The organism is Streptomyces sp. NPDC031049 (assembly GCF_055571015.1).
The window spans coordinates 367,441-393,760 of the sequence record NZ_JBVIGC010000001.1; the positions used below are offsets into that span (position 1 = coordinate 367,441).

Here is a 26,320-nt window from a genome sequence, read left to right on the forward strand (position 1 = left end):
GGCAGGGCCGGAAAACCCCGGAATTCCGGGCGAAACGGGTGGATCGGGGGCCGGGTCCGTGCCACGGCCGCGCGAACCGGGAAATCCGACGACTCGCGCCCTGGTCCGGCGTGGCACCCTCGCATCCCTCCACCGGGTGACCCCGGCGATGAACGCCCACTTGACCCGGCACCGCGCAGCCCCCTCCACTGCGCGGTGCCGCCCGCGCAGCTTTGCTGGCGCGAATTACCTTGGTCCGAACTTACGTGATCGCGGGGCGCGAATGCGAGCCGAACGGGGTAACGATGTGAAAAACATGTGCACGGTGATGCCCGTGTTACTGCTTGCGAGCATCGAAGAGGTGGCGGGTGCTGTGCGCCACGAAGGGCCCCTCGGACTCGATCCGCTCGTGCAGGGCGCGCAGCCGGGGCTCGTGGGCCTCGACGGTGAAGCCGGGCACCATCCAGACCACCTTGCGCAGGAAGTGGACGACGGCGCCGATGTCGTGGAACTCCATGCGCAGCCGTTCCGCGCGCAGGTCCACGATCTCCAGACCGGCGGCCTCGGCGGCGGCCCGCTCGCGGTCGGGGTGGCGGGCGGCGCGCCGCTCCTCGGGCTGCGGTCCGAGGAAGTACTCGACGAGTTCGAAGACGCTGGCGGGCCCCACGTGCTGGGCGAAGTAGGTGCCGCCCGACGCCAGCACGCGCGCGATCTCGTGCCAGCGGGGCTCGACGGGGTGCCGGCTGACGACGAGGTCGAAGGCGCCGCCCGCGAACGGCAGCGGGGCGTCCTCCGGGGAGGCGACGACCGCGACGCCGTGCGGGCCGAGCAGGGCGGTGGCCCGGGCGACGTTCGGTGCCCAGCCCTCGGTGGCGACGACGAGCCGGGGCCGGCGCGCCTCCCGTCCGGCGACGCCGAGGGCGAAGTCCAGCACCTCCCCGCCCCCGGTCTGGACGTCCAGCACGGCGTCGGCACGGCCCAGCCGCCCGGCCATGGACCGGGCGTATCCCCAGGACGGCCGCTCCTCCGTGGCGCGGCCCTCGAACCAGGAGAAGTCCCAGCCCTCGGTGGGGGCCGAGACACCCTCGGCGACGAGGGCGTCGAACGAACGGGAAGGCGGGTGCGGCGCGGGGCGCGGTTGCCGGGTCATGGCGTGATCGTCTCAGGGGGTGGGCGGGGGTGGCGGCCCGCCGGGTCGTAGAGGTGGGGCGAGTCGCGCGGGTGGGGGCGGGTCGTAGAGGTGGAGGTGGAGGTGAGTGAGCAGTGAGTGCGGGCGTCGGGCGGGCCGCCGGGGGTCAGTCCACCAGGGGGCGGACCTGCTCCGCCGTGAAGCGCACGAACCCCTCGGGGTCCGGCTCGTCCGCCGTCGGCTGGAGCACGACCGTGTCGGCCCCGGCCTCGGCCAGCGCCCGTACGGCCTCCGCGACGGCGTCCGCGTCCCCGGCGACGCCGAGGCCGGGGACGTCGTCGGCGCCCTCGGCGATCAGCTCGGCGCGCAGCCGCTCGTCGGCGCCGGGTCCGGTGGCGGTGAGGAGATAGACGACGACCCGGTGCGGGTCGGTCCGTCCGGCGGCGGCCCGCCCGTCCTCGATGAGCCGACGGGCCCGGCGCACGCCGTCCGGCGGGGTGGACGCGGTCAGGACGGTCCCGTCGGCCGCCTCCCCGGAGAGCCGCAGCGACCGCGGCCCGGTGGCCCCGGCGAGCACCTCGGCGGCGGCGTCCGGCGGCCAGTCGAGCGCCACGTCGTCGAGACGGACGTAGCGTCCCCGCGTGGTCAGCCGCTCCCCGCGCAGCAGGGCGCGCAGGGCGAGGAGATGCTCGCGCAGCAGCGTCACGGGGGACTCGGCCCGCGCCCCGACCTGCCCCATCCAGTCCTGCACGCCGTGCCCGACGCCGAGGACGGCACGGCCGGGGAACATCCGGTGGAGCGTGGCCGCCTCCATCGCCGTGACGGCGACGTTCCGCAGCGGCACGGGCAGCAGCCCGACCCCGACCCGGACCCGCTCGGTCCAGGCGAGCGCGGCGGACGCGGAGGAGATGCCGCCCTCCCGGAAGCAGTCCTCCCACAGCCACAACTCCTCGAGGCCCGCGTCGTCGGCGACCCGGCACACGGTGCGCAGTCGCTCGGGGGCCAACTGGGGACGGAAGACGGCGCCGAGTACGGTCATGCGCCCTTCCTACCCATCCGGGCGGGCGCCGGACAACACCTTTACGGGCGCAGGGCCCGGAGCAGTGGCCGCGCCGGCCCATGCCATGCCATGCCACGTGACGTCACGTCACCGGAGGGGCCCGGTACCGTCGGCAGTGGGGCCGGACGTCGGGTGGCGGTACCGAGACGGGGTGGACGGGGATGGGGCGGCGCTGGCGGGACGGGCGGGGGACGTTGGTCGTGTACGCAGGTGCCGGGACCGGGAGCGGGACCGGGGCAGGGAGCGGCAGCGGGACCGGGGGGACGAGGGTGCCGTTGGAGATCGCCGCGTCCTACCGTGCCCGTACCAAGGGCCTGTTGGGACGGGACCGGCTCGACGGGGCGCTGCTGCTGACGCCCGCCGCGAGCGTGCACACCTTCCGGATGCGGATGCCCATCGACGTGGCGTACCTCGACCGGCGGTTCACCGTGATCGCCGTGCGCACGATGCGGCCGGGGCGGCTGGGGCTGCCGCGTCCGCGCTCCCGGCACGTGCTGGAGGCGGAGGCCGGGGCGATGCGGCGGTGGGGGCTGCGGGCCGGGGCCCGGGTGGAGGTCGTGACGCCCGCGTCGTGACTCTCAGGACGACACGATGTGGAGGATCGCCGTGCCGTCCGGGGTGGCGGCCAGCCGGATCACCACGGCGTCGGGCCGCGGGCTCGGCGCGCCGCCGCCGACGCCGCCGCACGAGGTGCCGCTGCCGTTGGCGCGCAGGGTGGTGAGGCAGCCGTTGCCCGGCCCGCTCGCGCCGCCCCTGGCCTCGCCGTTGCCGGACCTCACCGTGTACGCGACCTTGTTCGGGCCGACCTCGGTGACGTCCAGGGTCGCCGGGCCCCCGGGACCTTTGAACCGGACGGTCACGGGTTCCGAGACCGCCACTTCGCAGTCGCCGTCCGCGCAGGCACCGACGTCACGCCCGTCGGCGGCCGAGGGCGGCGGTTCGGGGGTGGTGGTGGCCGGGGCGGAGGGGGAACGCGCCGGAGTGGACGCCGTCGTACGGGTTCCGCTGCCGGCGGGGTCGTCGGCGGGGCCCGCGGAGTCCTCGGAGCCGCCGCAGCCGGTCGCCGCGAGAGCGGTCAGCAGGGCGGTGAGGAGCAGTCCCGCCGTCCGCCGCCGGCGTGTCGCGCCCATGGTCAGTCCTCCGTACGCGGGAACGACACCTCGACCCGCCGGTTCTTCTTGCGGCCGGCTTCGGTGGAGTTGTCGGCGATCGGGTACTGCTCGCCGTATCCGCGCACCTCGTAGGTGATACCGGCGTCGCTCAGCTCCTGGGACAGCACCTGCTGCACGGCGTTGGCGCGCTTCTTGGACAGGACGTCGCCGTGGGCGGAGGAGCCGAGGTCGTCCGTGAAGCCGAAGACGCGGATGCGGGTGGCGCCCTGGTTCCGGATCTCCTCGGCGATGCCGGCGATACGGGACTTGGACTCGCCGCTGAGTTTCGCGCTGTCCTTGCCGAACAGCACCTCGGCCTGGAGGGCGAACTTCACCTTGGTGTTGCTGTCCTCACGCCGCTCGTCACCGCTCTGGTCCTCCACGACCGACTTGATGTCGAGCACCTTGGCCTGAGCGAGCGTGGCCCCGTCGGGAAGCTTCAGATCCGGGTCGTTGGGGTCCACGTCCACGGGGGCGGAGGGGGTGGCTTCGGTGCCGGGGGGGACGTTGGGGTTGTCGTCGGCGGATGCGCCCGCTGCGCCGAGGACCTGGGTGGCGACCATGACGGTGGCGGTGGCGAGGACCAGGGTGAGGCGTTGGGTCGCGGTCATGGTGGGCTCACCCGGAGATCGTGATGGTGGCGGTCGCGAACATGGGCAGTTGAAACGTCAGCTCGGTGGTATCGCTGGGCGGTGCCGGAAACTGCATGAAGACAGGCAGCGACTCACCGGCTTTCATGGCCGGAAAGTTCGTGGTCGTCAGCGGACGGCCGTCCGTGTCCCGCAGCACGTAGTACCGCTTCTTGCCCTTGGGGTCCACCAAGGTGGCCCCGCCCAACGACCGGCCGTTACGAATGATCTCCGTCTCATTGCCACTCAACTGGGCGGGGACATTGACCGTCTCGCCGCCGTCGTTCTTCAGCTCACCGCTGACGGTGACGAAACCTCCTGTATCCCGCTGTGCGGCTGTGATCGTCAGCAGCAGACTGTCCGGCCCCTTCACCTCGGCGAGAGCTTCACCGGGCCGCTCGTCCTGAGCACTCGGCTTCGAGCCCCCGTCCGTGGACGCGGAGCGGGAAGCCTCTGGCTTGTCTCCGTCGCCGTCTCCGCCCCCGCAGCCGACCGCGCCAAGGGACAGGCCTCCCACGACGATCAAGGCGACCAACCCTCTACGAAGCCTCGGGGTGAATCGACTGCTCATGAATCCGCTTCCTTCATCGCTTGTCGCTCGCTTGTCAGTCAGCCAGGTGGACGTCGAAAAGATCCGCAGGGTCGGGGAGGCCGTCGAGATCGTCCAGGTCCAACTCCCACTCCTCGTCCTCGCAGGAGAGCGTGGGAAGCTCGTCCTCTCCGCTGCCGTCGGCAGGGAGTTCGAACGTACATCGGGCTTCGATCACGGCAGTGGCGGACGCCCGTGATTTCTGGTTCTCGGTGCCGGGGACGATCGACTCGCCCACGGACTTGTCGGTCTCCACCTCAACGCTGAAACCCAGCAGGCCTTCCGGGCCGCAGGTCAGCACATGCGCGTCGTTCTGTGCCGCAAGCTGATCAGCGCGCCAGCAGGCGGGCTCCAGGGCTGTCACATCACCGTCGAAGATGGCTTGCCACCGCGACGGATCGCTCACGTTGTCCATCCACTCCTGAGCGAGCGCGTCCCTCGCTTCCTGGGCCACAGCCAGCGCCGCCGCGTCGGCGGCCGTCTGGGCGCCGTTGCGGTTCGCCGCCGCCTGGCCGACCGCGAGGTAGGCGAACGCAAGGAAGAGCAGGCCTCCCACCGCCGCGATGTAAAGGGGAAAGGCCTGCCCAGCGTCACCGGACCGACGAAGGCTGCTCAGCCGCCGGTGACTTCGGTGATCTTGTCGGTGATGGCGTTGTAGATCGACTGGCCGATGTCCGTCCCCGTGATGGCCAGGACGATCGCCACCACCACCGCGATGATGCCCAGGTACTCCACCGCCGTCTGGCCCCGGTCGTCGCGGGGGGTGTGGGGCTTGAGCCAGTTGGTCATGGGGGGTTCCTTCCGGGTGGGCGGTGGCGGGTGCGTCGGCAGGACCGTACGGCGCGCCCCGGCGCCGTGTGGAGGGCCCCAGGGCCCAATCACGGGCCCAATCGGCAGGCCCGCGTCGCTTGTTCGTCCCCCCAGTGGTCACCGCGGATCACTCCAGGCCTCGTCGGGAATCCGGTGCCGTGCCCAGCCACTTGGCGGCGGCCTCGGAGCGGCTGGTGCTGTGCAGCTTGGCGAAGATGCGGTTGATGTGGTTCTTGACCGTCTTCTCGCTGATGAAGCACGCCGCGGCGATCTGCTGATTGGTCATGCCGGACGCGATGAGGTCCATGATCTCCGCCTCCCTCGCGCTGAGCCGGAACCTCTCCCTCGACCTGTCCACTCGTTCCGACGACTGTGCCACAGATAGTTGCAGTTGCGAAAGAGGGGGGACATCATCCGCTTCGTTCAAGGGGAGTTCAGAGTGGATTGCATGTGCAGTCGCACTTCGTGCGGTACTCTCCCGCAGTTGCGCCAGCAGCGCCCCCGCCGCCGTCGGCGTGATGTGCGTCCTGCCCCGCGTGGTCTCCCGTACCGCCGTGACCAGTTGCTCCGTGGTGAACTCGCCGTGCACCAGGTAGCCGGCCGCGCCCAGCCGCAGCGCCTCCTGGACGATCTCGGACTCCCCGCTGTACGTCAGCATCATCACCGGGGCGATCCGGACCAGGTACGGAAGCGCCGAGATGCCGTCCACCCCCGGCATGCGGACGTCCAGCAGGACGAGGTCGGGCCGATGCAGCCGGGCGGCCTCGCAGGCCTGGCGGCCGTCCGCCGCCTCGGCGACGACGGTGAGGTCCTCGTGGTCCGACAACAGCGCGGTGAGACCGGCCCGGACGACGGGGTTGTCGTCGGCCACGATCAGCCGCAGGCGCGGCCGGGGCAGGCCGGCGTTTCCGGTCACGTTCACGTTCACGTTCCCCCTCCCGTCAGCGGCAGGTCCACGCGGACCTCCGTGCCCGTCGGGTGGTCGCCCCGGCCGATGCGGAGGCGGGCGCCTGCCGACGCCGCCCGCTCCGCCATGCCGACCAGGCCGAAGTGGCCCGCGTCGCGCAGTCCTTCGAGGGTCAGGTCCGGCGGCAGACCGGTCCCGTCGTCGTGGACGCTGATCGTCAGGCAACCGGCCTCCACCGCCGCCCGTACCTCGACGCGGGTCGGCGCGCCGTGCCGGTGGGCGTTCTCCATGGCCTCCTCGGCGATGGAGAGGAGGTGCCGGGTCACGGTGGGCGGGACGTCGACGGGCCGGGTGCCGGGTCCGGCAGGGCCCGGCGGTTCCTCGTACGTCGTCCGCAGGCCCGTGCGGCGGCCGAAGTCGCGGGTCCGGGAGCGCAGCTCCGCGAGGATGTCCGGGTCCGGCCCGGGGGCCGTCTCGCGGCGCAGGTCCGCCAGGAGTTCGCGGGACTCCGCCGCCGCCCTGCGGGCCGACCGGGCGATCAGTTCGGCCTGCTGCCGCACCCGCGCCGGGTCCGCCCGGTCGGTGCCCGCCGAGACGGCGAGTCCGTCGGCGGCCAGTGCCACGCCGTGCAGGGTCTTGGCCACCGAGTCGTGCAGTTCACGGGCGAGCCGGGCGCGTTCGGCGCTCACCGCCTCGGTGACCGCCAGCCGGGCCCGGGTCGCCGTCAGCGCCTCGGTGGCGGACCCGAAGCGCAGGAGCAGGTTGCGCAGGCTGGAGCCGACCGCTCCCGCGATGACGCAGAGGCCGGGGAGCAGGGACAGCTCCGTGACGGCCGGGTCGGGGTTCTCCAGCGCCGTCTGGAGCAGGAGCAGGATCAGCGCCTGGAGGGAGGCGAAGACCGCCGCTCCCCGCCAGCTGTAGACCAGGCCCGCCAGCAGCGGCGTGCAGAGGCTGACGTAGGCCAGGGGGGTGTCCGGGCCCGCCGGGATCAGGAGCAGGGATCCGAAGAGCGTGTCCACGGCGAGCAGGGTGGGGTGGCGCAGGAGGAACGGGCCGAAGCGCTCCCAGTCGCGGAACAGGACGTAGGAGCCCATGAACGTCACGACCACCGCGGCGCCGACCAGCCGGGCGCCCAGCCCGGGGTTGGCGTTGAGGAGTGCGGCGGGGGCCGCCACGGCGATCATCGCCAGCCGGAAGCCGAAGACCTGGCGGCACAGCGCCTGGAGGGCGTTGACCTGGAGCGCCATCGCGGGCGCGGGCGGGGCCGCGGGGACCGGCCGCTGGTCCAGCCGGTAACGGGCGCCCGCGGCGGCGAGCCCCTTCGACGGCCCCGCCACGCCCTGCGGCGGCTGACCGGCCGGCGGGTCGCTCGCGGCAAACGGCTCCTGTACGGCCGACGGGGCGCGTACGGCGGACGGGGCGCCTACGGCGGACGGCTCGCGTGCGACCGGCGGGTCACCTGCGGCACACGGCTCCCGTACGGCCGACGGGTCGCTCACCGCAAACGGCTCGTGTACGACCGGCGGGTCACCTGCGGCACACGGCTCCCGTACCGCCGACGGCTCCCGTGCCTCCCCGCGGGCGTCGGCCGCCCGCCCTCCGGCGACCGCGCTCGCGCCCGCCCCCGGGCCCGCGCCCCTGACGCGGCGGCGCAGGACGCCGCGCCGGGCCGCCGGGTGCATGCTCGCCCTCGTCACAGCCATCGCCCTCAGCCCCTACTCACCGGTGATCGTCCCGAAGTCCGTCCCCGAGCCCAGGATGAGACCGGCGCCGAGCAGGATCATCGTGGCCGGCACCATGAACGTGGTGATCATCAGCGTCGCCTTGGGCACCGCCCGCGCCGCCTTGCGCCGGGCGTTCTGGGCGTCCGTGCGGCGCATGTCCTTGGCCAGCGACACCAGCGTCTCCACGATCGGGGCGCCCAGTTCCTCGCCCTGCTGCAACGCCGTGACGAACATGGCCACCTGCTCGGAGTCGTTGCGGCGGCGCAGTTCCGCGAAGGCCTGGCGGCGGCTCATGCCGAGGTCCATCTGGCGGAGCGTGATGCGCAGTTCGTCCGCCCAGGGACCTTCGTAGCGGCTCGCCACGCGGTCGAGGGCCTGGCGGAAGCCCAGGCCGGCGCTGACCACGACCGCGAGGACGTCCAGGAAGTCGGGGAGCGTGCGCTCGATCTCGTCCTTGCGGACGCGGATCGCCGACCAGATGCCGACCTCCGTCCAGAAGGCGCCGAAGGCGAGCAGGAGCAGCGCCACCAGGTACTGGCCGCGCAGGAGGAAGACCAGGAAGCCGACCGCGCCCAGGAAGCCGTAGACGGCCCGGCGGGCGGCGTAGCGGTCGAGGGTGAGGCCGCCCGGGTTGCCCGCGAGGTCGATCTTGCGGCGGTACCGGGCGACCTGCCGCGGCCCCATCAGCCGCAGCACCGCGGGCGCGTACCGCATGCCGAGGCGGTCGACCAGCGAGTCGACGGGGCCGGTGCGGGTGGCGCCGACCTCCAGGGCGAGCGCCAGGTCGCTCGGGAGTTTCGCCTCCGCGCGGTACATGCGGACGCCGGCGAAGACGCCCCAGACGGCGAGGCCCATCAGCAGGGCCAGTACGAGTCCCATGGCTGTCGTCCCTCCCCTACACGTCGATCCGGGACATGCGGCGGATGAGGACGAAGCCGACGGCGTACAGGGCGAAGGCGACGATCACCGCCGCCTGGCCGGCCGGGGAGCCCGTCATGCGCTCCAGGGCGCCGTCGCGCACCCCGTTCATCAGCAGCAGGGAGCCGATGCCGAGGACCGGGACGGCGTACGACGTCATGCTCACCTGGGAGAGCTGGGTGCGGATCTCGCGCCGGGTCTCCTTGCGCTCCTCCAGGGTCTCCGTCAGGTTGCGCAGCGCGCTGACGACCTGGCCGCCCGCGCGGTTGGACAGGACCAGCGTGGTGACCAGGACGACCAGTTCTCGGGAAGGGAGGCGCTCGGAGAGTTCGCCGAGCGCCTCGTCCATCGAGGCGCCGACGGCCAGTTGCGCCGCCACCTTGCCGAGTTCCTCGCCCGCCGGGGCCTCCAGCTCCTCCGCCGCCATGCCGATGGCGGTGCGCAGGGCGAGGCCCGCCTGGGTGGCGTTGGCCAGGATGCGGGCGAGTTCGGGGAGTTGGTTGATGAACTTCTCGATGCGTTTCTGGCGCTGCCAGTCGAGGAACTGAAGGGCCAGCCAGATCCCGAGCAGCCCGGCGATCGGCCCGAAGAACGGGGCGAGGGCGGCGTGGCCGATCAGCCACAGTCCGGCGACTCCGGCGAGCATGTAGACGGAGAACTCGCCGGGGGTGATGTCCAGTCCGGTCGCGGCGAGCCGCAGTTCGAGCCGGCGGCCCGGGCGGGTGCGGCGCAGGCGGCGGTCGAGGTTCGGGAAGTGCCGTCGGCGGCCCGGCGGCGGAGCCTGGCCGGCGGCGGAGAGGCGCTCGACGAGGGCCTGGCGCTGGGCGCGGCCGGCGGCGTAGAAGTGCACGCCCGCCACGGCCAGGGCGCAGGTCAGCAGGGTGACGCCGGTGGTGAGCGTGACGAGGGTGGACAGTTCCATCGCCGCCAGGGGCTGCGGTCGGGTTTCCGGTGCCATCGGTCGGTTCCTACCTGCCTGCTTCTCGGGTGGCGAGCTGCGCCGCGTCGTGGGCGACGCCGAAGGCCGGGGGGACGGGCTGGCTCGCCATGTAGAGGCGGTCGGCGGTGCGGCGCGGGAGGGGGTGGTGCTCGAAGGTGCCGTGGACGCGGCCGTCCGGGGTCATGGGCCGGGCGTGGAAGCGGGCCACCGTGCTCAGACGGTAGGGCTCGCCGCCGTGGCTGGTCAGCAGGGCGATCTCGGTGATGCGGCGGGCGCCGTCGGCGAAGCGGGTGAGCTGCACGAGGACGTCGACGGCGCTGTTGATCTGGTCGTGCAGGGCGACGAAGGGGACCTCGACGTCCGACATCGACGCCAGGGTCTGCAACCGCATCAGGGCGTCCTCGGCGCTGTTGGCGTGGACGGTGGCGAGGGAGCCGTCGTGACCGGTGGACATCGCCTGGAGCATGTCGAGGGACTCGCCGCCGCGGACCTCGCCGACGACGATGCGGTCGGGGCGCATGCGCAGCGAGTTGCGGACCAGGTCGCGGATGGTGACCCGGCCCTGGCCCTCGACGTTCGGCGGGCGGGACTCCAGGCGGATGACGTGGCCCTGCTGGAGCTGGAGTTCCGCGGAGTCCTCGATGGTGATGATGCGTTCGGACTCCGGGATCAGGCCGGACAGGGCGTTGAGCAGGGTGGTCTTCCCGGTGCCGGTGGCGCCCGAGACGATGATGTTGAACCTCGCCCGCACCAGCCCGGCCAGCAGGTACACCATGTGCTCGTCGAGCGAGCCGAGGCCGACGAGTTCCTGGAGCGTGAAGGAGCGCGGGAAGCGGCGGATGGTGAGCGTGGCGCCGGTCAGGGACAGCGGCGGGATGATGACGTTGACCCGCTCGCCGGACGGCAGGCGGGCGTCGACCATCGGGTTGGACTCGTCCACGCGCCGGTTGACCGTGGAGACGATGCGCTCGATGGTCTGCATCAGCTGGTCGTGGGAGGCGAAGCGGAGCGGGAGCTGCTCCACCCGGCCGCCGCGCTCCACGAAGATCGCGTCCGGGCCGTTGACCATGATCTCCGTGATGGAGGCGTCCTCCAGCAGCGGTTCCAGGATGCCGAGTCCGAGGGCCTCGTCCACGACCCGGCGGATCAGCTGGGAGCGCTCGACGGTGGACAGCACCGGGCCTTCCCGGCTGATGATGTGGCCGAGCACCCGCTCGAGCCGGGCGCGGCGCTCGGCGGCGGCCAGCGAGCCCATCTCCGCGAGGTCGATCTCCTCCAGCAGCTTGGCGCGGTAGGAGGCGACCAGGTGGCCGTCCTCGCCCCGGCTGCCGTGCTCCTCGGGCGAGTGGATGCGTGCGCGCAGGCTCATGCGTCCGGCTCCTCGCTGTCGGGGTGGTCGGTCATGTGTCCGGTCCTCGGTCCAGCGGCATGGTCGCCTCCCTGGTGACGTCGCCGAAGTCCCAGCCCGGGACGACGGACGGGATGTCGACGCTGGCGGTGACCGTCACCGCGTCGCCGCCGTAGGCCGCCGGGCAGTCGGTGCCGTCGGCCAGCCAGCCGCTGACGGCAGCCGCGCACGCCGCCTGGGCGCTCTCGTCCAGCGAGGCACTGCGCGCGCCGGCCCGGGCGGCGGTGCCGGCCTGCTGGGCGGCGTAGGCGATCAGGCCGAGCTGTACGGCGGCGAGGGCGACGAGGAGCAGGATCGGGAGGAAGCCGAGGTACTCGATGGCGACCTGGCCGCGGTCGCCGGGGCGGCGGGGGGAGCGGGGGCGCGGGGGGACGCGGGGGCGCAAGGGGGACCGGAGGCGCAAGGAGGAGCGGGAGCGCTGGGCGCGGGGGCGCTGGGAGCGGGGTGCTCCCGGGGCCTTGGCCGTGCCGCTGGTCCTGTCCTCGACCGTGCCGCTGGTCCTGTCCTCGGCCATGTCGCCGGACCTGTCCTCGGCCGTTCTGCTGCGTGTGCTCGGCGGGTACGGCATGTCAGTCCTTCTCCTCCTCGACGGCGCCCGCGTGACCGCGCACGTCGAACGGGAAGCCGGCCGCGCCGGGGAAGAGGACGGGGACGCGCAGGGTCACGTCGGCGGTGACGTAGCCACCCGCGGTGCCGCAGTTCACCGTGGCGTCCCCCTCCCACGCGCCCGGCAGCTTCTCCAGGCCGGCCGCCCGGCAGGCGCCCTGCCGCGCCCCCGGGCTCGCCGCCGTGGCCGCCCGTACCGCCTCGTCGGCAGCATTACCCGCGAGCGTGAACGTGTATCCCACGAGCACGAGCTGCCACAGCACGGCCAGGGTGAACAGGATCACCGGGGTCATGCCGAGGAACTCGACGGTGACCTGCCCCCGGTCGCGCCCCGGCCGGTCCGCCCTCGTCCACCTCCGCGCCCCCGTCCTCATCGCCCGATCTCTTTCCGCCGCCGGAAGGAGACCGACCCGCGGTCGCCGCGGGACCGGCCGCCGCGGTGGGTGCCCTCGGCCGTCCGCACCAGGCCGAGTTCGCCGGCCAGGCCCCACAGGGCCTGCTTCACCTGGCTCTTGTTCTCCAGTTCGTGCAGCCGGCCCGCGTCCACGGCGCCCTGGAGTTCCTTGAAGCCCGCGGGGACGGTGGTGGCGGCGACCGCCGTGCCGGTGATCCGCTGGATGAGCGCGGGCTGGATCTCGGTGGCGCGGGTGTGCCGGTTGACGACGACGGTCGTCTCCTCGGCCTTGCGGATCTGCAGCCGGTCCCACATCCGCACGGCGCGCTTGGCGCCGCGTACGGCGACCACGTCCGGGGTGGTGACCAGCAGCGCGGTGTCGGCCATCTCCACGGCCGCCGCGCCGGCTCCGCCGAGCTGGGCGCCGCAGTCGACGACGACGACCTCGTAGCGGGAGCGCAGGGCGCTGACGATCTGCCGGGCGGCGCGGTCGGTGACCTCCTCGCCGCGTTCGCCCTCGGCGGGCGCGAGTAGCAGGGCGACGCCGGTGTCGTGGCGGAAGACGGCGTCGGCCAGGACGCGCGGGGAGATGTCGGTGATGGTGGCCAGGTCGGCGACCGAACGGCGGAACTGGACGTCCAGGTAGGAGGCGATGTCACCGGTCTGGAGGTCCATGTCCAGCAGGGCGGTGGGGCGGCCGGAGGCCTGTGCGGCGAGGGCCAGCTCGATCGCGGTGACGGTGGTGCCGACGCCGCCCTTGGCGCCGCTGACCGTGACGACGGTGCCGCCGGTGCCGGTGAACACGTCGCCGCCGCTGCCCAGGTGGCGGCGTACGCCGGCCGACCACTGGGCCACCGCCTGGACCCGGCTGGCCAGTTCCTCGTAGCTGAGCGGGAGGGCGACCAGGCCGCGGGCGCCGTAGTCCATGGCGGCCTGGAAGAGCCCGGGGCCGGCGTCGGAGGTGACGAGGATGACGCCGGCGGCGGGGAAGCGCAGGGCGACCTCGCGGATCAGTTCCAGGGCGGGGACGGGGCCGATGCGCTCGTGGACGACGACCACCTCGGGCAGTTCGTCCACCGACTCGGCGGCCAGCCGGGCGAGGGTGTCGACGAGCTGGGTGGAGTCGACGACCGGGGCCAGCGGTTCGGCGTCCGGGAGCTGGCTGAGCAGCGTCGTGAGGGACCGGACCGCGTCCGCGTCGCCGACCGCCGGGAGGATCCTCGTGGGCATGCGGGCCTCTCACTTGTCCTTGGCGAGTTCGTACGTCCGGTCCTCGTCGGGGACCGTGGTGTCGCCGCCGGGTGCCACGAGCGCGAGGCGGACCCGCTCGGCGAAGGACTCGGCGTAGGTGAGGCGCTGGGCGTCGAGGGTGGACAGGGCGAAGGTGATCGGGACGGCGTCGGCGGGCCCGCGGTCGCGGCTGCGGTCCCCCGGTTCCAGGGCGGTGATCTCACCGACGTCGAGGACCTTGGCGTTGGTGACGATGATCTTGGACTGGTCGGGGTCGCCCTCGCGCTCGCCCTCGAAGGTGGCGTACACGTTCACGGCGGAGCCCGGAGTGATCTTGCCGGCCACGCCGGTCGCCGCGTCGACCATGATGGCGACCTCCTGCTGTCCGGGCTGGAGGGCGGGCTGGTCGACGATCATGTCGCTCTGGAGCAGCGAGCCCTCCTTGAGCGTCGTCACGGCGATCTTGCCGCGTATCCGGGACAGATCGGTGACCGCGTTCTCCGACAGCCAGCGCTCGGGCATCTCGGTCTTCTCGAACTGGTCCGGTTTCAGGGCCGTGTAGGGCTTCACATCGGACTTGACCCGGTAGGCGGTGACCTCCGGTCCGACCTTGGACTGCACGTCGTCGATGACGGACAGCACGCCGGCGAACGCGCCCAGGGCGCACAGGACGGAGAGGATCAGGAGGATGACGCCGCGGCGCTGACGGGAGTTCATGAGCCGTGCAACCTCGTCGGGGGGTGTGGGTGGTGCGCGGTCGGATGGAGGGGGCGGTGCGGTCGCTGTGGCCCGCCGCTCACGTGGTGAGCATGCGTCTCTCGTCGTGGGTGAGGGCGCGGGCGTGCCGGGGGCCGGGGCGGTGCCGGTCGTCGTCGGCCGTGGACGGGGTCGCGGAGCAGAACACGCACCGGTCGCCGATGAGATGGATGCCGCACCAGTGGCAGGTGTTCTGCCGTACGGACGCCACGAGTTGGTAGAGGACGGACAGGTCGGGCAGGAAGGAGCAGAACTCGATGAGCCTGCCCGTGCCCCACCAGTCGGCCGACTCGGCGGGCAGCGGGGCCTCCCGCAGCCCTGTCACGTTCCAGGAGGGGGCGAGGGTCCCGGTGACCCAGTCGGACTGGAGCTGTCCGCGGGCGACGAGCATCCAGGTGCCGAACTCCGGGCCGGGCAGGGCGGCGTCCGGCCCCATCCGCACGAGCTGCGGCTCGGGATGGGCCAGCACGCCGAACTGGCTGCCCGGCATCCAGGACCTGGCGTGCGACTTGAGCCCGACGGGGACGCGGTCGAGCCGGGCCACGGAGCCGAGGAGCGCGCCGGCGTGCAGATAGTGGGTGAGCAGCCGACCGGCGGAGGCGAGTACGCCGGGGCCGAGGTCGCAGGAGGCGAGCTGGCGCAGCTGGCGGGCGAGGACGGCGAGGGCGAGCGGGGGCAGCGGCGGCCGGAAGAGGGCGATGCGGTCGCTCTCCAGCAGCGAGCGGACGGTGTGCAGCCGCCGCTCCACGCCGGGCGGGGCGGCCTGCGAGCAGACGACGATCACGTGCCCGTGCTGGTCGACGAGAGCCTGTAGCTCGCCGAGCACCTGCTCCAGCGGACACCGGTCGACGTCCTGGAGCACGACCGCGGGCAGGGTCCGTTCGTCCAGCGGCGGCAGCGCCAGGTCGGCACTGGTCACGGCGATGGCAGTTGGCACGCGCGGCTCCCCGTCTCCCCATGCCCCGCGGATGGGCCGGCGTCACTCCGGCACACCAGGACGACTTCACAGCGTGACTACGTGAGCACTGTATCCACGCGTCTGTGACCGGAGAACAGCGTTTCAGTGGCTGTAGAACAACTTGTGTTGCACAAGTTGCAGCAAACCAGGACAGGTTGCCCGCGCACTGCTACCGGAAGGGGCGGGTCACGAGAACTCGTGCACCACCACCCAGTAGCCGCCCTCCTCCACCGAAGCGGCGCACAGGTGTCGTCCGTCGGCGGAAACGGCAAGGAACTCAGGAGAGCCTGTCTCCCGGACGATGCGCGACGGCAGCCGACTCGCCACCCGGCCTCTCGCCCTCACCCATCCCACCGTGCTGCCGCCCGACCCGGGCGGCAGCACGGCGAACTCGCCCCTCGCGCCGTAGAGCGAAACGGCCACAGCCGACCGGTGCCAGGCACGGTCCAACTCACCCACGTCCGGAGACGAGCCGGCGACGACTTCCACCGGCCGGACATCAAACCCCGCAACCTACAGGCCTCCGCCTGAGAAATTTCACCGGTCCTGAACTATCGCGAGAACATGGACATCCAATGCAAGATACGGGTCTCTTCGGAATCCACGAGGAACATTTCCGTCCCCTCCGGAGCAATGGTGGCACTCACCATTAGAAGGGTTTCCGCGTCATACCCCTCGAGGAAGGACACCAATGACTCTGTAGCCCTTTCAAGCTCCGAGCCGCCACTTACATGCCTCAGGCGGCGTCGATATATGTGCAATAGGCTACTCCTCCAGACCTGGCCAGCCTCTACGGAGGAAATGTCAGCCAGGCGCTCGAGCGCACCCTTGCCGCAGATGCCAACCTCCACGGCGTCGGCCACCAGCGTAATCAATCGGCTCTTATCCATGGCCCTCCGTTTATGCTCACTTCCGCACCTCTCACAGTCCCCCGAATGAGGACCTCACCTTCATCGTATGGAAATGAGATTCCCGGAACTCTTGAATAGCCTACGCCATCACCGTTGGGTATTCGAAGAACAACCCCGGGACCGTTCCCTCTATAGCTTTCCTCTAGCGCCATGTCCTCATAATAGGTGGTCCACGATGTGAAGATACTGTCAGTCCGTCCGCCGACATGCAGTTGTGGATCAGAGTGACCGCCGAGCGGCTCCGCTACGCCGCGTTGTGCATCTTCGTACATCTTGAGCCACTGTGCTGGGCTACGCTCGTCCGCGTAACCCACACCTCGATAAAGGTACGGTTCCTCTTCTGGATCCCAACTTCCGCCGTTCTCACACTCGCCCGGAGCAAGTCCCAGAGAGTCAGCACAGATGTATGGGTTGCAGACGTAAGTCGTGGGGTTGGGTGCGGGCCTGAGTCCGAGGGGGTCAGGTGTTAGGTAGCGGGCAACTTCGGGATCATAGTGACGGAAGTAGTTGTAATGCAGCCCCGTCTCCGGGTCGTAGTACTGGCCCGGGAAACGCAGCGGTGTGTATGTCGTGCTGGTGGCCGCCCACGCTGTCGTGCCCCACAGGGTGCTGCGGGTGTGCCAGGCGATGTCGCCCTGTTCGTCGAGCAGTTCGGTGGGGGTGCCGATCAGGTCGGTGACTATGGCGAAGAAGCGGGAGTCGATTTCGTGCTGGGGGGACTCGGTGGTCAGGATGCGTTCCGTCTGGGCGATCGGGCGCAGGCCCTCGTGGTCCCAGGTGAGGGTGACCGGGTGGGGGAGGTCGGGTGAGGTCGTCGTCTGTTCGGAGAGGGTTGTGCCGTCCCAGGTGAAGACGATCCGCTCCACGACTGTTTCGCCGTCGTCCGCCAGGCGGAGTTTGGCCGTGCGGCGGCCCAGGGGGTCGTACGTGTAGCGCCAGCGGGTGCCGTCCGGGGTGATCACCGAGGTCAGGCGGTCCTCGGCGTCCCATTCGTAGCGCCAGGTGTCCGGTCTGCGGGACAGGCGGGTCTTCTGGCGCAGGGTGATGCGGCCCAGGGCGTCGTGTTCGTAGCGGACGCGGCCCGCGCGGGTGATGCGGGTGCCCGTGTAGGCGCGGTCGCCGGTCGCCTCGGTGCCGGGGTGGGAGGACGGCCAGGCGGCGTGGGTCTGGTTGCCGGCCGCGTCGTAGGCGTACGTCTCCGTCCAGTTCGCCGCGTGGACCGCCGTCACGCGGCCCACCGCGTCCACGTCGAAGCGGCGGGAGCCGGTCAGGGCGTCGTCGATGCCGATGAGGTTGCCGTCGGCGCGGTAGGTGTACGTGCGGTGCTGGACCCGGCGGCCACCCGTCCCCGTGACCGACTGCTCCGTCAAGCGGCCGAGGGCGTCGAAGGTGTGGTCCAGGGTGACCGTCTCGCCGATGCGGCGGGTCAGTTCGCGACCCGCCGCGTCGTAGGTCGTGTCGATCGCGCGGCCCGACGCCACCAGGTCCGTTCTGCGGCCCGCCGCGTCGTAGGCCCATGTCGTCGTCGCCCCGGTGGGGGTGGTACGGCCCGTGCGGCGGCCCAGGGTGTCGTAGGTGTACGTCAGCGTGCGGCCGTCGACCGTCTCTTCGCGGAGCCTGCCGTGGCGGTCGCGGAGGATGGTCAGCGTCGCGCCGTCCGGGCCGGTCGCCTGAGCGAGGTCGTCCGTGAAGTCGTAGGCGTACGTCGTGACGCGCCCGGCGGCGTCCTTGCGGATGACCTGGCCCAGGTCGTTGTGTTCGAAGCGGGTCACCTGGCCCAGCGCGTCCGTGCGGGAGGTCAGGCGGCCCGCCGGGTCGTGGGTGTAGGTGAGGGTGCGGTCGTCGAAGTCCGTCTCCGCGATCAGGTGTCCGGCCGGGTCGTACTCGTACGTCCACGTCAGGCCCTGCGGGTTGGTGACCTTCGTCAGGCGCAGTTCCGTGTCGTGCTCGAACTCGTAGCGGACGCCGTCGGGGCCGGTGCGAGCGGTGAGCAGGTCGAAGTGCGTGTACTCGAAGCGGGTCACGCCGCCCAGCGGGTCGGTGTGGCTGGTGCAGTTGCCCTCGCCGTCGTAGGTCCAGGACTCAGTCGTGCCGTCGGGGGCGGTGCGGCGCAGCAGGTGGCCCTCCACCGACCATTCGAGGCGGGTCGCCGCGCCCGTCGGGTCCGTCACGGTCACCGGGCGGCCGAGTGCGTCGCGTTCGTACGTCGTGACCGCGCCGAGCGGGTCGGTGACGGACACCGGGAGGCCGGCCGCGTCGCAGCGGACCCTGGTCGTGTGGCCGAGCGGGTCGGTGACGGAGGTGGGGCGGCCCGCCTCGTCGTACGTGAAGTGGCTGGTCCTGCCGGTCGGGTCGGTGACCGATGTGCGGTTGCCGCGGTCGTCGTACGTCTGGCGCCGGACGCTGCCGTCGGTGCCGACCACCTTCACCGGCAGGCCGAGGGCGTTGTATTCCGCTCTGGTCTCGCGGCCGTCCGGGCGGGTCACCCGGGTCAGGTTGCCGGCGTCGTCGTAGTCGAAGGACGTCGTGTGGCCCAGGGGGTCGGTCCGGGACAGCAGACGGTTGTACCGGTCGCGGACGTAGCGGGTGACCGCGCCCAGCGGATCGGTCTCGGCCACCACCTGACTGGCGTCGTTGATCAGGAACCGCCGCGTGTGGCCGTCGCCCGTGACGGTCGTGGTGGTGCGGAGGCCGGTATCCGGGTCCCGGTCGCCGTAGGCGAGGCGCAGGGTCATGTGGCCCTCGGGCCCGCCCTCGGCGACGCAGCGGTCGCGGTCGTCGTACTCGTAGCGGTAGCCGCGGCCGTTCGTGTCCGTCCAGGACGTCACACGGCACGCGTCGTCGTACGTGAAGCGGAGCGGCAGACCGGAGGAGTTGACGACCTCGGTGAGGTTGCCGTCGGTGTAGCCGTAGCGCTTGAGTTCCTGGCCGGTCGCGGCCAGGTGGAGCGCCGTGATCCGGCCCTCGTCCGTGGTGACGCGGATTTCGTGGCCGCCGCTGGACGAGACGGTCAGCGGTGTGCCGTCGGCGGCGTACTCGAACGTGATCCAGTTGCCGTTGCGGTCGTCGATCTGCTGGAGGACGGCCAGGTGCTCTCCGCGGTCGGCGAAGTGCCAGGCGCGGCGGGTCTGCGGGTCGGTGACCGTGTAGCCGCCGTCTTCGCGGTCCAGCGGCCAGCGCGAGCCGTGGTCGGGGAGGGTCGGTAGGCCCGGGGCGGGGTGCGGGTAGGACAGCAGCATGCCGTCCTCGGTGACGAGGACGACGCCCTCGGAGTCGATCTCCAGTCGCTGGTCGAAGGTGGAGGCCCAGGAGGGGCCGAACCACCGGCCCAGGTGGTAGCCGGACTCGACGCGCCGTTTGACGAGCAGCGGCAGGGCGCCCGGCAGCTCCACGTCCGTCTGCGGCAGATACATCCTGCCGGTGGCCAGGTCGACGGGGTCCGTGCCCGTGCTGACCTTGGCGCCCTCCTGGCGGGCGTTGGCCGGCGGGTCCGCCTGGGACGCCCCGCGCGCCGTCCGGCCCCCCGTCTCCGCCGCCTGCTCCATCCCCTCCCGCGCCGCCAGCCGCAGGCCGCCGCGGGCCAGGCCGAGTCCCGTGGTGCCCAGCAGTTCGGGGATCAGGCGGCCGACCGCTTCGGAGGGGTCCTTCTTGAAGCCCTCCCACGCCGACTTCAGTGTCCGGTCGGGATGGGTGGCCGCGGAGGCCAGGCCGGAGAGCGTCATGCTGACGTTCTGAAGGTACTCGGCCGGGTGCGTGACGTTGTACGGGTCGAACGGGACGACTCCGCGTACGAAGGAGACCATCCCGGCGGTGCCCTTGACCACGCCGCCGACGACGTGGGTGAGTTCCGTCGCGGCCGCCACCCCGTTGTCGAGGACGTCGGCCGTGAGCCGCTCCAGCGGCGGCGGCTCGGCGGGGGCGTGCTTCACGGCGGCGCGCACCGAGTCCGCGGCCGAGCGTCCGGCGTCGTTGCGCTGGCGCCGCGCCTCGGCCAGGATCTCGCGGGCGCGTTCGACGTCGGCCGCGCCCGGGTCCTTGAACGGCTCCGGACGCGGGCCCGGGTCCTCGCCGGCCTTCACGGCGGCGTTGTAGGCGTCGACGCGCTTGTTGTACGCCTCCACCGCTTCCTTGGACGCCTTCTGGCCCTTCGCGTACAGCTCGACGGCTTCCTTGGCCTGGCCCTGCGCCCACGTGACCGTGTCGGCGTAGGACTCCAGGGCCTTGGCGGCCTTGTCGCAGGCGTCCGCCGCCTGCATCCACTTGGTGGGGTGCATGGCGAACTTCTTGCGGAAGGTGTCCGCGGCCTTGCCCTTCCACGACGAGGAGTCCAGCTTGCGCATCCCGTCGCCGACCTTGTCGAAGGCCTTGTGGAAGTCCTTGAGGTGCTTGGCGCTGGACCGGATCGACGCCGGGTCGCCGTGGACCAGCTCGTCGGCCTGGTCGGTGTCGCCGAGTTGCTGCTCGCCCGGGGTGGCGCCCAGGTCGGAGGCCCATGCGTCGCCGAGGTCCTCGACCTTGTCCGCCCAGCCCTCGGCGCCGAGTTCCTTCAGGCCGTCGCCGATCAGGTCGGTGCTGTGGTCGATGCCCTGGCCGACGAGCTTCTTGCCGGCCTCCCAGCCGTCCTCCAGCTTGCCGAGCCCGTCGTCGACGAGGTCGCCCAGTCCCATCAGCCCGCGCTTCCGTCCTGCCGGGGCTGCTCGGCGGCGGCCTGGGCGCGTTCCTCGGGCGACGGTCCGAAGGCCTCGTCGAGCAGGGCCTCGTACTGCTCGTCGGTGAGACCGTGCCGCTGCGGGTTCATCAGGCTCGATTCGGACGTCATCATGTCCGAGGTCATCAGGTCCCGGCCCGCGTCCATCCAGCCCTGCTTGCTGTTGGCCCAGGCCTGCTCGAAGGACTCCTCGCTGTAGTCCGGGTTGAGGTAGGCGCCGGCGGTCTCGGCGCCGAGCTGGGTCCAGCTCTTGCCAGTGATCTCGTCCTCGGTCGCGTGCGGGTTGCCGACCACGGAGTTGACGGCGACCTTCATCATGCCCTCGACGTACTGGTCGGTCTCGTGCAGTGTGCCCGCCGCGAGGCCCACCGCCTCCGCGAACCGGTTGCCCTCCGTCACCAGTGCGCGCACGCCCCACTCCCAGCGTTCGCAGAAGGTGGTGAACTCGGAGGTCAGTCCTCCGTGTCCGAGTTGCAGGCCGGACAGGGCGATGTCCGAGAACCCGCGTCCGGCCCCCGCCTCCCCGATCATGCCGAGTTCGCGCAGTTCCTCCAGGGTGAGGGTGATGCCCTGAGTGATCAGGCCCAGGCCCTCGGCCTTGAGGTCGTGGCCGCCGTCGGTCGTCATCGCGGTCCCTCCCCGTCGTCGTACGTGTGCACCGCCGCCGTCTCCGGCACGACCCCCGCCACCGGCGGCAGGAGCACGCCGTCCTCGCTGCCGACGTCCACGGCCACGCCGCACGGCACCCCCGCCGCGGGGACGGCCACGTCGAGCAGCCGCGCTCCGAGGATCCGTCGGTAGGTCCACTCCCGGTCCTGTTGACCCCTCGCGATCGCGAATCGGGCGAGGGCCGCCTCGTCCGTGAAGGCGTAGATCCAGCGGACGCCGCCGAGGTCGCCGGTCAGCGGCGCCTCGTCGTCGCCGCCGAGCGGCACCAGGACCGCGGTGCGGCGGAACTCGCCGACGAGGGCGGCGAACTCGCGGCGGGCGGCCGTCGTGTCCACGGGGGCCACGAGGGCCTCAGGGGGCCGCCCCGCGGTCCCGGAAGGAGACGCGGCATCCTCGGTGGACCTCACGACCTCGCCAGGGCGGCGTACGGCCTCCTCCGGCACCCGCGTCGTCTCCGCGTACTCCGCCAGCCGGGACCGCCTTATCTCCGCGTCCGTCCCGTCATTTCCCCCGTGGTCGGCCATGCCGGAGATCATCACATCGCCGTGTTGCGGAAAGCAACGCGGACGGTCGGGACTCGGCCGCAAGGCAGCGGTGCACGGAGGGAGTTGGTCCGACCCGACCCCTTGACACCTCAATTGGTCTGGACCAACTTGGAGATCCGGCGATGGCCACCGCCCTTCCTCCCCTCCCCCTCTCCCCCACCGGAGGCCCCAGTGGACCCCGTACCGGCCCCTGCACCGGCCCCTGCACGCAGACGGTTCACCAGACGGACCCGCATATGGGCGGGAGCCGTCGCCGCCGCGCTCGCCCTCTCGGTCACCGCCGTCGGGCAGGCGTCCGCCGCCGACGTCAACAACGTGAAGAACGCCGGGTTCGAGGCCGGGCTGAGCAACTGGACCTGCTCCGCGAACAGCGGGGCGGCCGTCTCCTCCCCGGTGCACGGCGGCACGGCCGCGCTGAAGGCCACGCCCAGCGGGCAGGACAACGCCCGGTGCAGCCAGACGGTCAAGGTCCAGCCCGGCTCGCAGTACCAGCTCAGCGCATGGGTGCAGGGCGGTTACGCATACCTGGGCGTGACCGGGACGGGCACAACGGACGTGTCGACCTGGACGCCGGACAGCACCAGCTGGAAGCAGCTGAAAACCAGCTTCCGTACCGGCTCGTCCACGACCTCCGTCACCGTCTACACCCACGGCTGGTACGGGCAGGCCGCCTACCACGCCGACGACGTGTCCGTGTTCGGGCCGGACGGAGGCGGCGGGGGCGGCGAGCCCGAGCCGACCGTGCCGGCCACCCCGGCCGGGCTGAGCGTCTCGGGGACGACCTCCTCCTCGGTCTCCCTGTCCTGGAACGCCGTCTCGGGAGCCACCGGCTACACCGTCTACCGCGACGGCACGAAGGCGACGGCGGTCACCGGCACCTCCGCGACCGTGACCGGGCTCTCCCCCGCCACGTCGTACTCCTTCCAGGTCGCGGCGACCAACGCGGCCGGCGAGTCCGCCAAGTCGGCGTCCGTCACGGCACGCACGGCGGAGTCCGGCGGTGGCGGCGGCGGTGACCTGCCCAAGCACGCCGTGACCGGCTACTGGCAGAACTTCGACAACGGGGCCACCGTCCAGAAGATCTCCGACGTGCCCGCGCACTACGACATCATCGCCGTCGCCTTCGCCGACGCCACCCCGACGCCGGGCGCCGTGACCTTCAACCTGGACACGGTGGGGCTGCGCGGCTACACCGTCGAGCAGTTCAAGGCCGACATCCGGGCCAAGCAGGCCGCCGGGAAGAAGGTCATCATCTCCGTCGGCGGCGAGAAGGGCACGGTGACCGTCAACGACGCGGCCTCCGCCACCCGGTTCGCCGACTCCGTGTACGCGCTCATGCGGGAGTACGGCTTCGACGGCGTCGACATCGACCTGGAGAACGGCATCAACGCCACCTACATGACGCAGGCCCTGCGTGCGCTCTCGGCCAAGGCGGGGCCGGACATGATCCTCACCATGGCGCCGCAGACCATCGACATGCAGTCGACGTCCAACGGGTACTTCCGCACCGCGCTGAACGTGAAGGACATCCTCACGGTCGTCAACATGCAGTACTACAACAGCGGCACCATGCTCGGCTGCGACGGCAAGGTGTACGCCCAGGGCACCGTCGACTTCCTCACCGCGCTGGCCTGCATCCAGCTGGAGAACGGCCTCGACCCGTCCCAGGTCGGCCTGGGCCTGCCGGCGTCCACCCGGGCCGCGGGCGGCGGGTACGTGTCGCCGTCGGTCGTCAACGCCGCCCTCGACTGCCTGACCAGGGGCACCAGTTGCGGCTCCTTCAAGCCGTCGAAGACCTACCCGTCCCTGCGGGGCGCGATGACCTGGTCCACCAACTGGGACGCCCACTCGGGCAACGCCTGGTCCAACGTGGTCGGCCCCCACGTGGACGCGCTGCCGTAACCGGCCCTCCGGCCCCGCCGCCCCCGGCCCACCGTCACACGGGCCGGGGGCGGCTCGCGTCAAGGGGCGCCGTACGACACCGCGCCCGCCCTCGGCAGCGTCGCCCACATGCGGGTGCCGCCGCCCGGCTCCCGTGCCTCGCCGAAGCCCCACGATCCGTCGCAGGCTCGGCAGACGGCGGCCAGCACCCGCAGGGCCGCGCGGCGCCGCGTGTCGCATGCCGTGGCCAGGTGGGTGTTGGTGTGGCGCGGGTGGCCGTCGTACGCGATCACCCGCAGGGCCGCGAAGCGGTAGCGCAGGGTGAGATAGAAGTCCTCCGACTCCGTGAACTGGCATGCCACCGCCGTCAGTTCGCCCACCGCTTGCAGCGCCGGGTCGAGGATGTCCGACAGTCCGTGCACCCTCAGCGCCTCCTTCGCCGCCGCCCGCGCGAGCGCCGGGCTGGCGAGCGCGGGGGCAGCGTGAAGCTGTAGGCGAGGGTTTCGGGGACGGGGGCGGTGGGGTCCGCCGGGAAGACGGGGGCGGCGGGGCAGCGGGTTGCGGGCATGGCGGCTCCTTCGTCGGCGCAGTGGAGGGAGATGACGGCCGGTGGCCCGCCGCGCGGGCAGGCTCACGCGGTGCACTTCCGACTCCGTCAGGTAGCTGGTGCGTCACTGAATGTACCGTCACATGTGGCTAGGTTGCCCCACGAATCAGCAACTCAAGCACCCCGTACAGTGTCCCGTGTCACGAGGAGGGGCTGCATGGGCGCCAGAACGTCGCCGACGGAGCGTCAGAAGAGGCTGGGGACAGAAGTCCGGAGGATGCGGACGGCCGCCGGCATGACCGGTGAGTTCGCCGCCGGACTGCTCGGCGTGGACCGAGGAAAGATCTCCAACATCGAGTCGGGCACACGTGCCATCAGCCCCGATCGGCTTCGCACGCTGGCCTGCAACTGCGACTGTGACGACGAGGCCTACATCGATGCCCTGGCCGAGATGGCCCGGCCCGCGGGGCGCGGCTGGTGGGAGAAGTACCGGGGCAGCCTGCCAGCCGGACTGCTGGACATCGCCGAGCTCGAGCACCACGCCGTACGGCTGCGCAGTGTGCACCTGATCCATATGCCGGGGCTTCTGCAATGCACCGAACACGCACGAGCCGTGTTCCAGGCGGCGCTGCCTCCGCTCCCCGAGCACGAGATGGCCCTGCGGTTGGCGCACCGCCTGGAGCGGCAGCACGTGCTGGAAGGCGACAACCCCACGGAGTACGTGGGCATACTCCACGAGGCGGCGCTGCGCATGCAGTTCGGAGGCCGGAAGGTCGCACGCGCGCAGTTGGAGCACCTGCTCACCGTTTCCGAACGGCCGAACGTGTCCCTGCATGTCATTCCCTTCGAGGCGGGCTCCTTCCCGGGTGCCGGGCATACCGTCGTCTACATGGAGGGGCCGGTGCCACGCCTCGACACCGTGCAGATCGACAGCTCCCACGGGCCGGAATTCCTTCACCACGAGGCTCAGTTGTCCAAGTACCGGGCTCAGCTCGACTGGATGGAGCAGCACGCCCTGTCGCCCGCGCAGTCGCGGGCCTTCATCCAGGACATCGCCACACAGCTCTGAAGGAGTCGCCATGCCCGACATCACGTGGGAAGAACCGTTCTGTGCCGAGGGATCGGCCTGCTTCAGACTCGGCACCGACGACCACGGCAACGCCTACATCGCCATAGCCGGCGCCGAGGACTCCTACCTCAGCGACAGCCGGGAGGCGCTGCGCCGCATGATCCTCGACATCAAGGCGGGGAAGGCCGACCACCTCCTGTGAACCTCGTATGAAACATTTCCCCGGGTCCACCGCATCGATGAAGTGAAGACACTTCGCACCGGCCACGACACCACGGGGACGCCACCGCATGAGACAGAGCCGCGCCGACGAGTACGCCGAGTTCGCGTCGGCGCGCGCCGGGCACCTGTACCGGTCCGCGTGTCTGCTCACCGCCGGTGACACCCACCTCGCCGAGGACCTGGTGCAGGAGACCCTCGGGCGGCTGTACGTCCGCTGGGGCCGGGTGTCGCGGGTCGGGAACCCGGCGGCGTACGCGCAGACCGTCCTCACCCGGGCCTTCCTCGCCCACCAGCGGCGGCGCAGCAGCGGGGAACGGGCGACGGACAGCCTCCCGGACCTGCCAGGCGCCGGCGACGGGGACGCGCCGCTGCGGCTGACACTGCTGGACGCGCTGTCCCGGCTGCCGGCCAAGGACCGGGCCGTCGTCGTCCTGCGGTACTGGGAGGACCGGTCGATACAGGAGACCGCCGACGTCATGCACGTCAGTTCGGCGGCGGTACGGACCCGGTGCGTCCGGGCGCTCGGGCGGCTGCGCGAACTGCTCGGCGAGGACATCACCGAGTACGCCAGACCCTGACC

At 71.7% G+C, this 26,320-nt stretch carries 26 protein-coding genes and 1 pseudogene; 5 read left to right on the forward strand and 22 right to left on the reverse strand.

The genetic code is table 11. From position 1 onward, the window contains the following. Positions 1 to 316: 316 nt before the first annotated feature. Positions 317 to 1,129, reverse strand: a complete 813-nt coding sequence (locus ACZ45Q_RS01605; RefSeq protein ID WP_468253769.1) for a methyltransferase domain-containing protein — start codon at positions 1,127 to 1,129, stop codon at positions 317 to 319. Between the two features lie 145 nt (positions 1,130 to 1,274). Beyond that, positions 1,275 to 2,147, reverse strand: coding sequence for an LLM class flavin-dependent oxidoreductase (locus tag ACZ45Q_RS01610; protein ID WP_468253770.1), 873 nt, complete (start codon positions 2,145 to 2,147; stop codon positions 1,275 to 1,277). A gap of 182 nt (positions 2,148 to 2,329) precedes the next feature. Between ACZ45Q_RS01610 and ACZ45Q_RS01615 the strand changes: the two genes are divergently transcribed. Further along, a complete protein-coding gene (locus tag ACZ45Q_RS01615) occupies positions 2,330 to 2,743 on the forward strand; it encodes a DUF192 domain-containing protein (RefSeq protein ID WP_468253771.1) in 414 nt (137 codons plus the stop codon). A 3-nt stretch (positions 2,744 to 2,746) separates the two neighbouring features. On the opposite strand, the gene ACZ45Q_RS01620 is transcribed toward ACZ45Q_RS01615, so the two are convergent. The 19 genes from ACZ45Q_RS01620 to ACZ45Q_RS01710 all read right to left on the reverse strand — a co-directional run bounded on the left by ACZ45Q_RS01620 (position 2,747) and on the right by ACZ45Q_RS01710 (position 22,000). After that, entirely contained in the window at positions 2,747 to 3,298 is a 552-nt protein-coding gene (locus tag ACZ45Q_RS01620; protein ID WP_468253772.1) for a hypothetical protein, read from the reverse strand. Positions 3,299 to 3,300: 2 nt separating this feature from the next. After that, positions 3,301 to 3,930, reverse strand: a complete 630-nt coding sequence (locus ACZ45Q_RS01625) for an OmpA family protein (RefSeq protein ID WP_468253773.1) — start codon at positions 3,928 to 3,930, stop codon at positions 3,301 to 3,303. A 7-nt stretch (positions 3,931 to 3,937) separates the two neighbouring features. Next, positions 3,938 to 4,519, reverse strand: coding sequence for a hypothetical protein (locus ACZ45Q_RS01630; protein ID WP_468253774.1), 582 nt, complete (start codon positions 4,517 to 4,519; stop codon positions 3,938 to 3,940). Between the two features lie 34 nt (positions 4,520 to 4,553). Continuing rightward, positions 4,554 to 5,153: a pilus assembly protein TadG-related protein gene (locus ACZ45Q_RS01635; RefSeq protein WP_468254294.1), complete on the reverse strand. Its 600-nt coding sequence runs from the start codon at positions 5,151 to 5,153 to the stop codon at positions 4,554 to 4,556. Beyond that, a complete protein-coding gene (locus tag ACZ45Q_RS01640; protein ID WP_468253775.1) occupies positions 5,150 to 5,326 on the reverse strand; it encodes a Flp family type IVb pilin in 177 nt (58 codons plus the stop codon). Before ACZ45Q_RS01640 ends, ACZ45Q_RS01635 begins: the two co-directional genes overlap by 4 nt. Before the next feature lie 148 nt (positions 5,327 to 5,474). Beyond that, complete coding sequence (locus ACZ45Q_RS01645; RefSeq protein WP_468253776.1) at positions 5,475 to 6,269, reverse strand: response regulator; 795 nt, start codon at positions 6,267 to 6,269, stop codon at positions 5,475 to 5,477. Between the two features lie 2 nt (positions 6,270 to 6,271). Continuing rightward, entirely contained in the window at positions 6,272 to 7,957 is a 1,686-nt protein-coding gene (locus ACZ45Q_RS01650; RefSeq protein WP_468253777.1) for a sensor histidine kinase, read from the reverse strand. Between the two features lie 12 nt (positions 7,958 to 7,969). Next, positions 7,970 to 8,857, reverse strand: a complete 888-nt coding sequence (locus ACZ45Q_RS01655) for a DUF5936 domain-containing protein (RefSeq protein WP_468253778.1) — start codon at positions 8,855 to 8,857, stop codon at positions 7,970 to 7,972. Between the two features lie 16 nt (positions 8,858 to 8,873). Continuing rightward, a complete protein-coding gene (locus tag ACZ45Q_RS01660) occupies positions 8,874 to 9,818 on the reverse strand; it encodes a type II secretion system F family protein (RefSeq protein WP_468254296.1) in 945 nt (314 codons plus the stop codon). Between the two features lie 46 nt (positions 9,819 to 9,864). After that, positions 9,865 to 11,205, reverse strand: a complete 1,341-nt coding sequence (locus ACZ45Q_RS01665) for a CpaF family protein (protein WP_468253779.1) — start codon at positions 11,203 to 11,205, stop codon at positions 9,865 to 9,867. A 31-nt stretch (positions 11,206 to 11,236) separates the two neighbouring features. Continuing rightward, positions 11,237 to 11,629 (reverse strand): TadE/TadG family type IV pilus assembly protein, encoded by a 393-nt coding sequence (locus ACZ45Q_RS01670; protein WP_468254299.1) that lies wholly within the window; start codon positions 11,627 to 11,629, stop codon positions 11,237 to 11,239. Between the two features lie 184 nt (positions 11,630 to 11,813). Then, entirely contained in the window at positions 11,814 to 12,224 is a 411-nt protein-coding gene (locus ACZ45Q_RS01675; protein ID WP_468253780.1) for a TadE/TadG family type IV pilus assembly protein, read from the reverse strand. Beyond that, positions 12,221 to 13,474 carry an AAA family ATPase gene (locus tag ACZ45Q_RS01680; RefSeq protein WP_468253781.1) on the reverse strand — a complete coding sequence of 418 codons (1,254 nt, stop codon included), beginning with the start codon at positions 13,472 to 13,474 and terminating at the stop codon, positions 12,221 to 12,223. Before ACZ45Q_RS01680 ends, ACZ45Q_RS01675 begins: the two co-directional genes overlap by 4 nt. 9 nt (positions 13,475 to 13,483) lie before the next feature. Further along, positions 13,484 to 14,191, reverse strand: a complete 708-nt coding sequence (gene cpaB, locus ACZ45Q_RS01685) for a Flp pilus assembly protein CpaB (protein WP_468253782.1) — start codon at positions 14,189 to 14,191, stop codon at positions 13,484 to 13,486. A 79-nt stretch (positions 14,192 to 14,270) separates the two neighbouring features. Further along, on the reverse strand, positions 14,271 to 15,167 hold the full coding sequence (locus ACZ45Q_RS01690; protein WP_468253783.1) for a hypothetical protein: 897 nt from the start codon (positions 15,165 to 15,167) through the stop codon (positions 14,271 to 14,273). Positions 15,168 to 15,374: 207 nt separating this feature from the next. Further along, positions 15,375 to 15,677 (reverse strand): hypothetical protein, encoded by a 303-nt coding sequence (locus tag ACZ45Q_RS01695; RefSeq protein WP_468253784.1) that lies wholly within the window; start codon positions 15,675 to 15,677, stop codon positions 15,375 to 15,377. Between the two features lie 382 nt (positions 15,678 to 16,059). Further along, positions 16,060 to 20,766 carry a putative T7SS-secreted protein gene (locus ACZ45Q_RS01700; RefSeq protein ID WP_468253785.1) on the reverse strand — a complete coding sequence of 1,569 codons (4,707 nt, stop codon included), beginning with the start codon at positions 20,764 to 20,766 and terminating at the stop codon, positions 16,060 to 16,062. Then, a complete protein-coding gene (locus tag ACZ45Q_RS01705; RefSeq protein ID WP_468253786.1) occupies positions 20,766 to 21,434 on the reverse strand; it encodes a hypothetical protein in 669 nt (222 codons plus the stop codon). The genes ACZ45Q_RS01700 and ACZ45Q_RS01705 overlap by 1 nt, the downstream gene beginning before the upstream one ends. Beyond that, on the reverse strand, positions 21,431 to 22,000 hold the full coding sequence (locus ACZ45Q_RS01710; protein WP_468253787.1) for a hypothetical protein: 570 nt from the start codon (positions 21,998 to 22,000) through the stop codon (positions 21,431 to 21,433). Before ACZ45Q_RS01710 ends, ACZ45Q_RS01705 begins: the two co-directional genes overlap by 4 nt. Positions 22,001 to 22,192: 192 nt before the next feature. On the opposite strand from ACZ45Q_RS01710, the gene ACZ45Q_RS01715 reads away from it, so the two are divergent. Further along, positions 22,193 to 23,923, forward strand: coding sequence for a chitinase (locus ACZ45Q_RS01715; RefSeq protein ID WP_468253788.1), 1,731 nt, complete (start codon positions 22,193 to 22,195; stop codon positions 23,921 to 23,923). Positions 23,924 to 23,982: 59 nt separating this feature from the next. Here ACZ45Q_RS01715 and ACZ45Q_RS01720 read toward each other — a convergent pair. After that, positions 23,983 to 24,470, reverse strand: a pseudogene (locus tag ACZ45Q_RS01720) (ATP-binding protein). Between the two features lie 196 nt (positions 24,471 to 24,666). On the opposite strand from ACZ45Q_RS01720, the gene ACZ45Q_RS01725 reads away from it, so the two are divergent. From ACZ45Q_RS01725 to ACZ45Q_RS01735, 3 genes are all read left to right on the forward strand, one after another. Continuing rightward, the gene (locus ACZ45Q_RS01725) at positions 24,667 to 25,518 is read left to right on the forward strand and encodes a helix-turn-helix domain-containing protein (protein ID WP_468253789.1); all 852 of its coding nucleotides are present in this window, start codon (positions 24,667 to 24,669) and stop codon (positions 25,516 to 25,518) included. 10 nt (positions 25,519 to 25,528) lie between these two features. Further along, entirely contained in the window at positions 25,529 to 25,720 is a 192-nt protein-coding gene (locus ACZ45Q_RS01730; RefSeq protein WP_468253790.1) for a hypothetical protein, read from the forward strand. An 88-nt stretch (positions 25,721 to 25,808) separates the two neighbouring features. Then, positions 25,809 to 26,318 (forward strand): SigE family RNA polymerase sigma factor, encoded by a 510-nt coding sequence (locus ACZ45Q_RS01735; RefSeq protein WP_468253791.1) that lies wholly within the window; start codon positions 25,809 to 25,811, stop codon positions 26,316 to 26,318. Positions 26,319 to 26,320 lie beyond the last annotated feature (2 nt).

What these genes read in the sequence shown, in the direction of transcription:
- ACZ45Q_RS01605 (WP_468253769.1), bottom strand. Translation starts at nt 1,129, where the DNA reads ATGACCCGGCAACCGCGCCCCGCGCCGCACCCGCCTTCCCGTTCGTTC.
- ACZ45Q_RS01610 (WP_468253770.1), bottom strand. Translation starts at nt 2,147, where the DNA reads ATGACCGTACTCGGCGCCGTCTTCCGTCCCCAGTTGGCCCCCGAGCGA.
- ACZ45Q_RS01615 (WP_468253771.1), top strand. Translation starts at nt 2,330, where the DNA reads ATGGGGCGGCGCTGGCGGGACGGGCGGGGGACGTTGGTCGTGTACGCA.
- ACZ45Q_RS01620 (WP_468253772.1), bottom strand. Translation starts at nt 3,298, where the DNA reads ATGGGCGCGACACGCCGGCGGCGGACGGCGGGACTGCTCCTCACCGCC.
- ACZ45Q_RS01625 (WP_468253773.1), bottom strand. Translation starts at nt 3,930, where the DNA reads ATGACCGCGACCCAACGCCTCACCCTGGTCCTCGCCACCGCCACCGTC.
- ACZ45Q_RS01630 (WP_468253774.1), bottom strand. Translation starts at nt 4,519, where the DNA reads ATGAGCAGTCGATTCACCCCGAGGCTTCGTAGAGGGTTGGTCGCCTTG.
- ACZ45Q_RS01640 (WP_468253775.1), bottom strand. Translation starts at nt 5,326, where the DNA reads ATGACCAACTGGCTCAAGCCCCACACCCCCCGCGACGACCGGGGCCAG.
- ACZ45Q_RS01650 (WP_468253777.1), bottom strand. Translation starts at nt 7,957, where the DNA reads ATGGCTGTGACGAGGGCGAGCATGCACCCGGCGGCCCGGCGCGGCGTC.
- ACZ45Q_RS01655 (WP_468253778.1), bottom strand. Translation starts at nt 8,857, where the DNA reads ATGGGACTCGTACTGGCCCTGCTGATGGGCCTCGCCGTCTGGGGCGTC.
- ACZ45Q_RS01660 (WP_468254296.1), bottom strand. Translation starts at nt 9,818, where the DNA reads ATGGAACTGTCCACCCTCGTCACGCTCACCACCGGCGTCACCCTGCTG.
- ACZ45Q_RS01665 (WP_468253779.1), bottom strand. Translation starts at nt 11,205, where the DNA reads ATGAGCCTGCGCGCACGCATCCACTCGCCCGAGGAGCACGGCAGCCGG.
- ACZ45Q_RS01675 (WP_468253780.1), bottom strand. Translation starts at nt 12,224, where the DNA reads ATGAGGACGGGGGCGCGGAGGTGGACGAGGGCGGACCGGCCGGGGCGC.
- ACZ45Q_RS01680 (WP_468253781.1), bottom strand. Translation starts at nt 13,474, where the DNA reads ATGCCCACGAGGATCCTCCCGGCGGTCGGCGACGCGGACGCGGTCCGG.
- cpaB (WP_468253782.1), bottom strand. Translation starts at nt 14,191, where the DNA reads ATGAACTCCCGTCAGCGCCGCGGCGTCATCCTCCTGATCCTCTCCGTC.
- ACZ45Q_RS01700 (WP_468253785.1), bottom strand. Translation starts at nt 20,766, where the DNA reads ATGGGACTGGGCGACCTCGTCGACGACGGGCTCGGCAAGCTGGAGGAC.
- ACZ45Q_RS01705 (WP_468253786.1), bottom strand. Translation starts at nt 21,434, where the DNA reads ATGACGACCGACGGCGGCCACGACCTCAAGGCCGAGGGCCTGGGCCTG.
- ACZ45Q_RS01710 (WP_468253787.1), bottom strand. Translation starts at nt 22,000, where the DNA reads ATGGCCGACCACGGGGGAAATGACGGGACGGACGCGGAGATAAGGCGG.
- ACZ45Q_RS01725 (WP_468253789.1), top strand. Translation starts at nt 24,667, where the DNA reads ATGGGCGCCAGAACGTCGCCGACGGAGCGTCAGAAGAGGCTGGGGACA.
- ACZ45Q_RS01730 (WP_468253790.1), top strand. Translation starts at nt 25,529, where the DNA reads ATGCCCGACATCACGTGGGAAGAACCGTTCTGTGCCGAGGGATCGGCC.
- ACZ45Q_RS01735 (WP_468253791.1), top strand. Translation starts at nt 25,809, where the DNA reads ATGAGACAGAGCCGCGCCGACGAGTACGCCGAGTTCGCGTCGGCGCGC.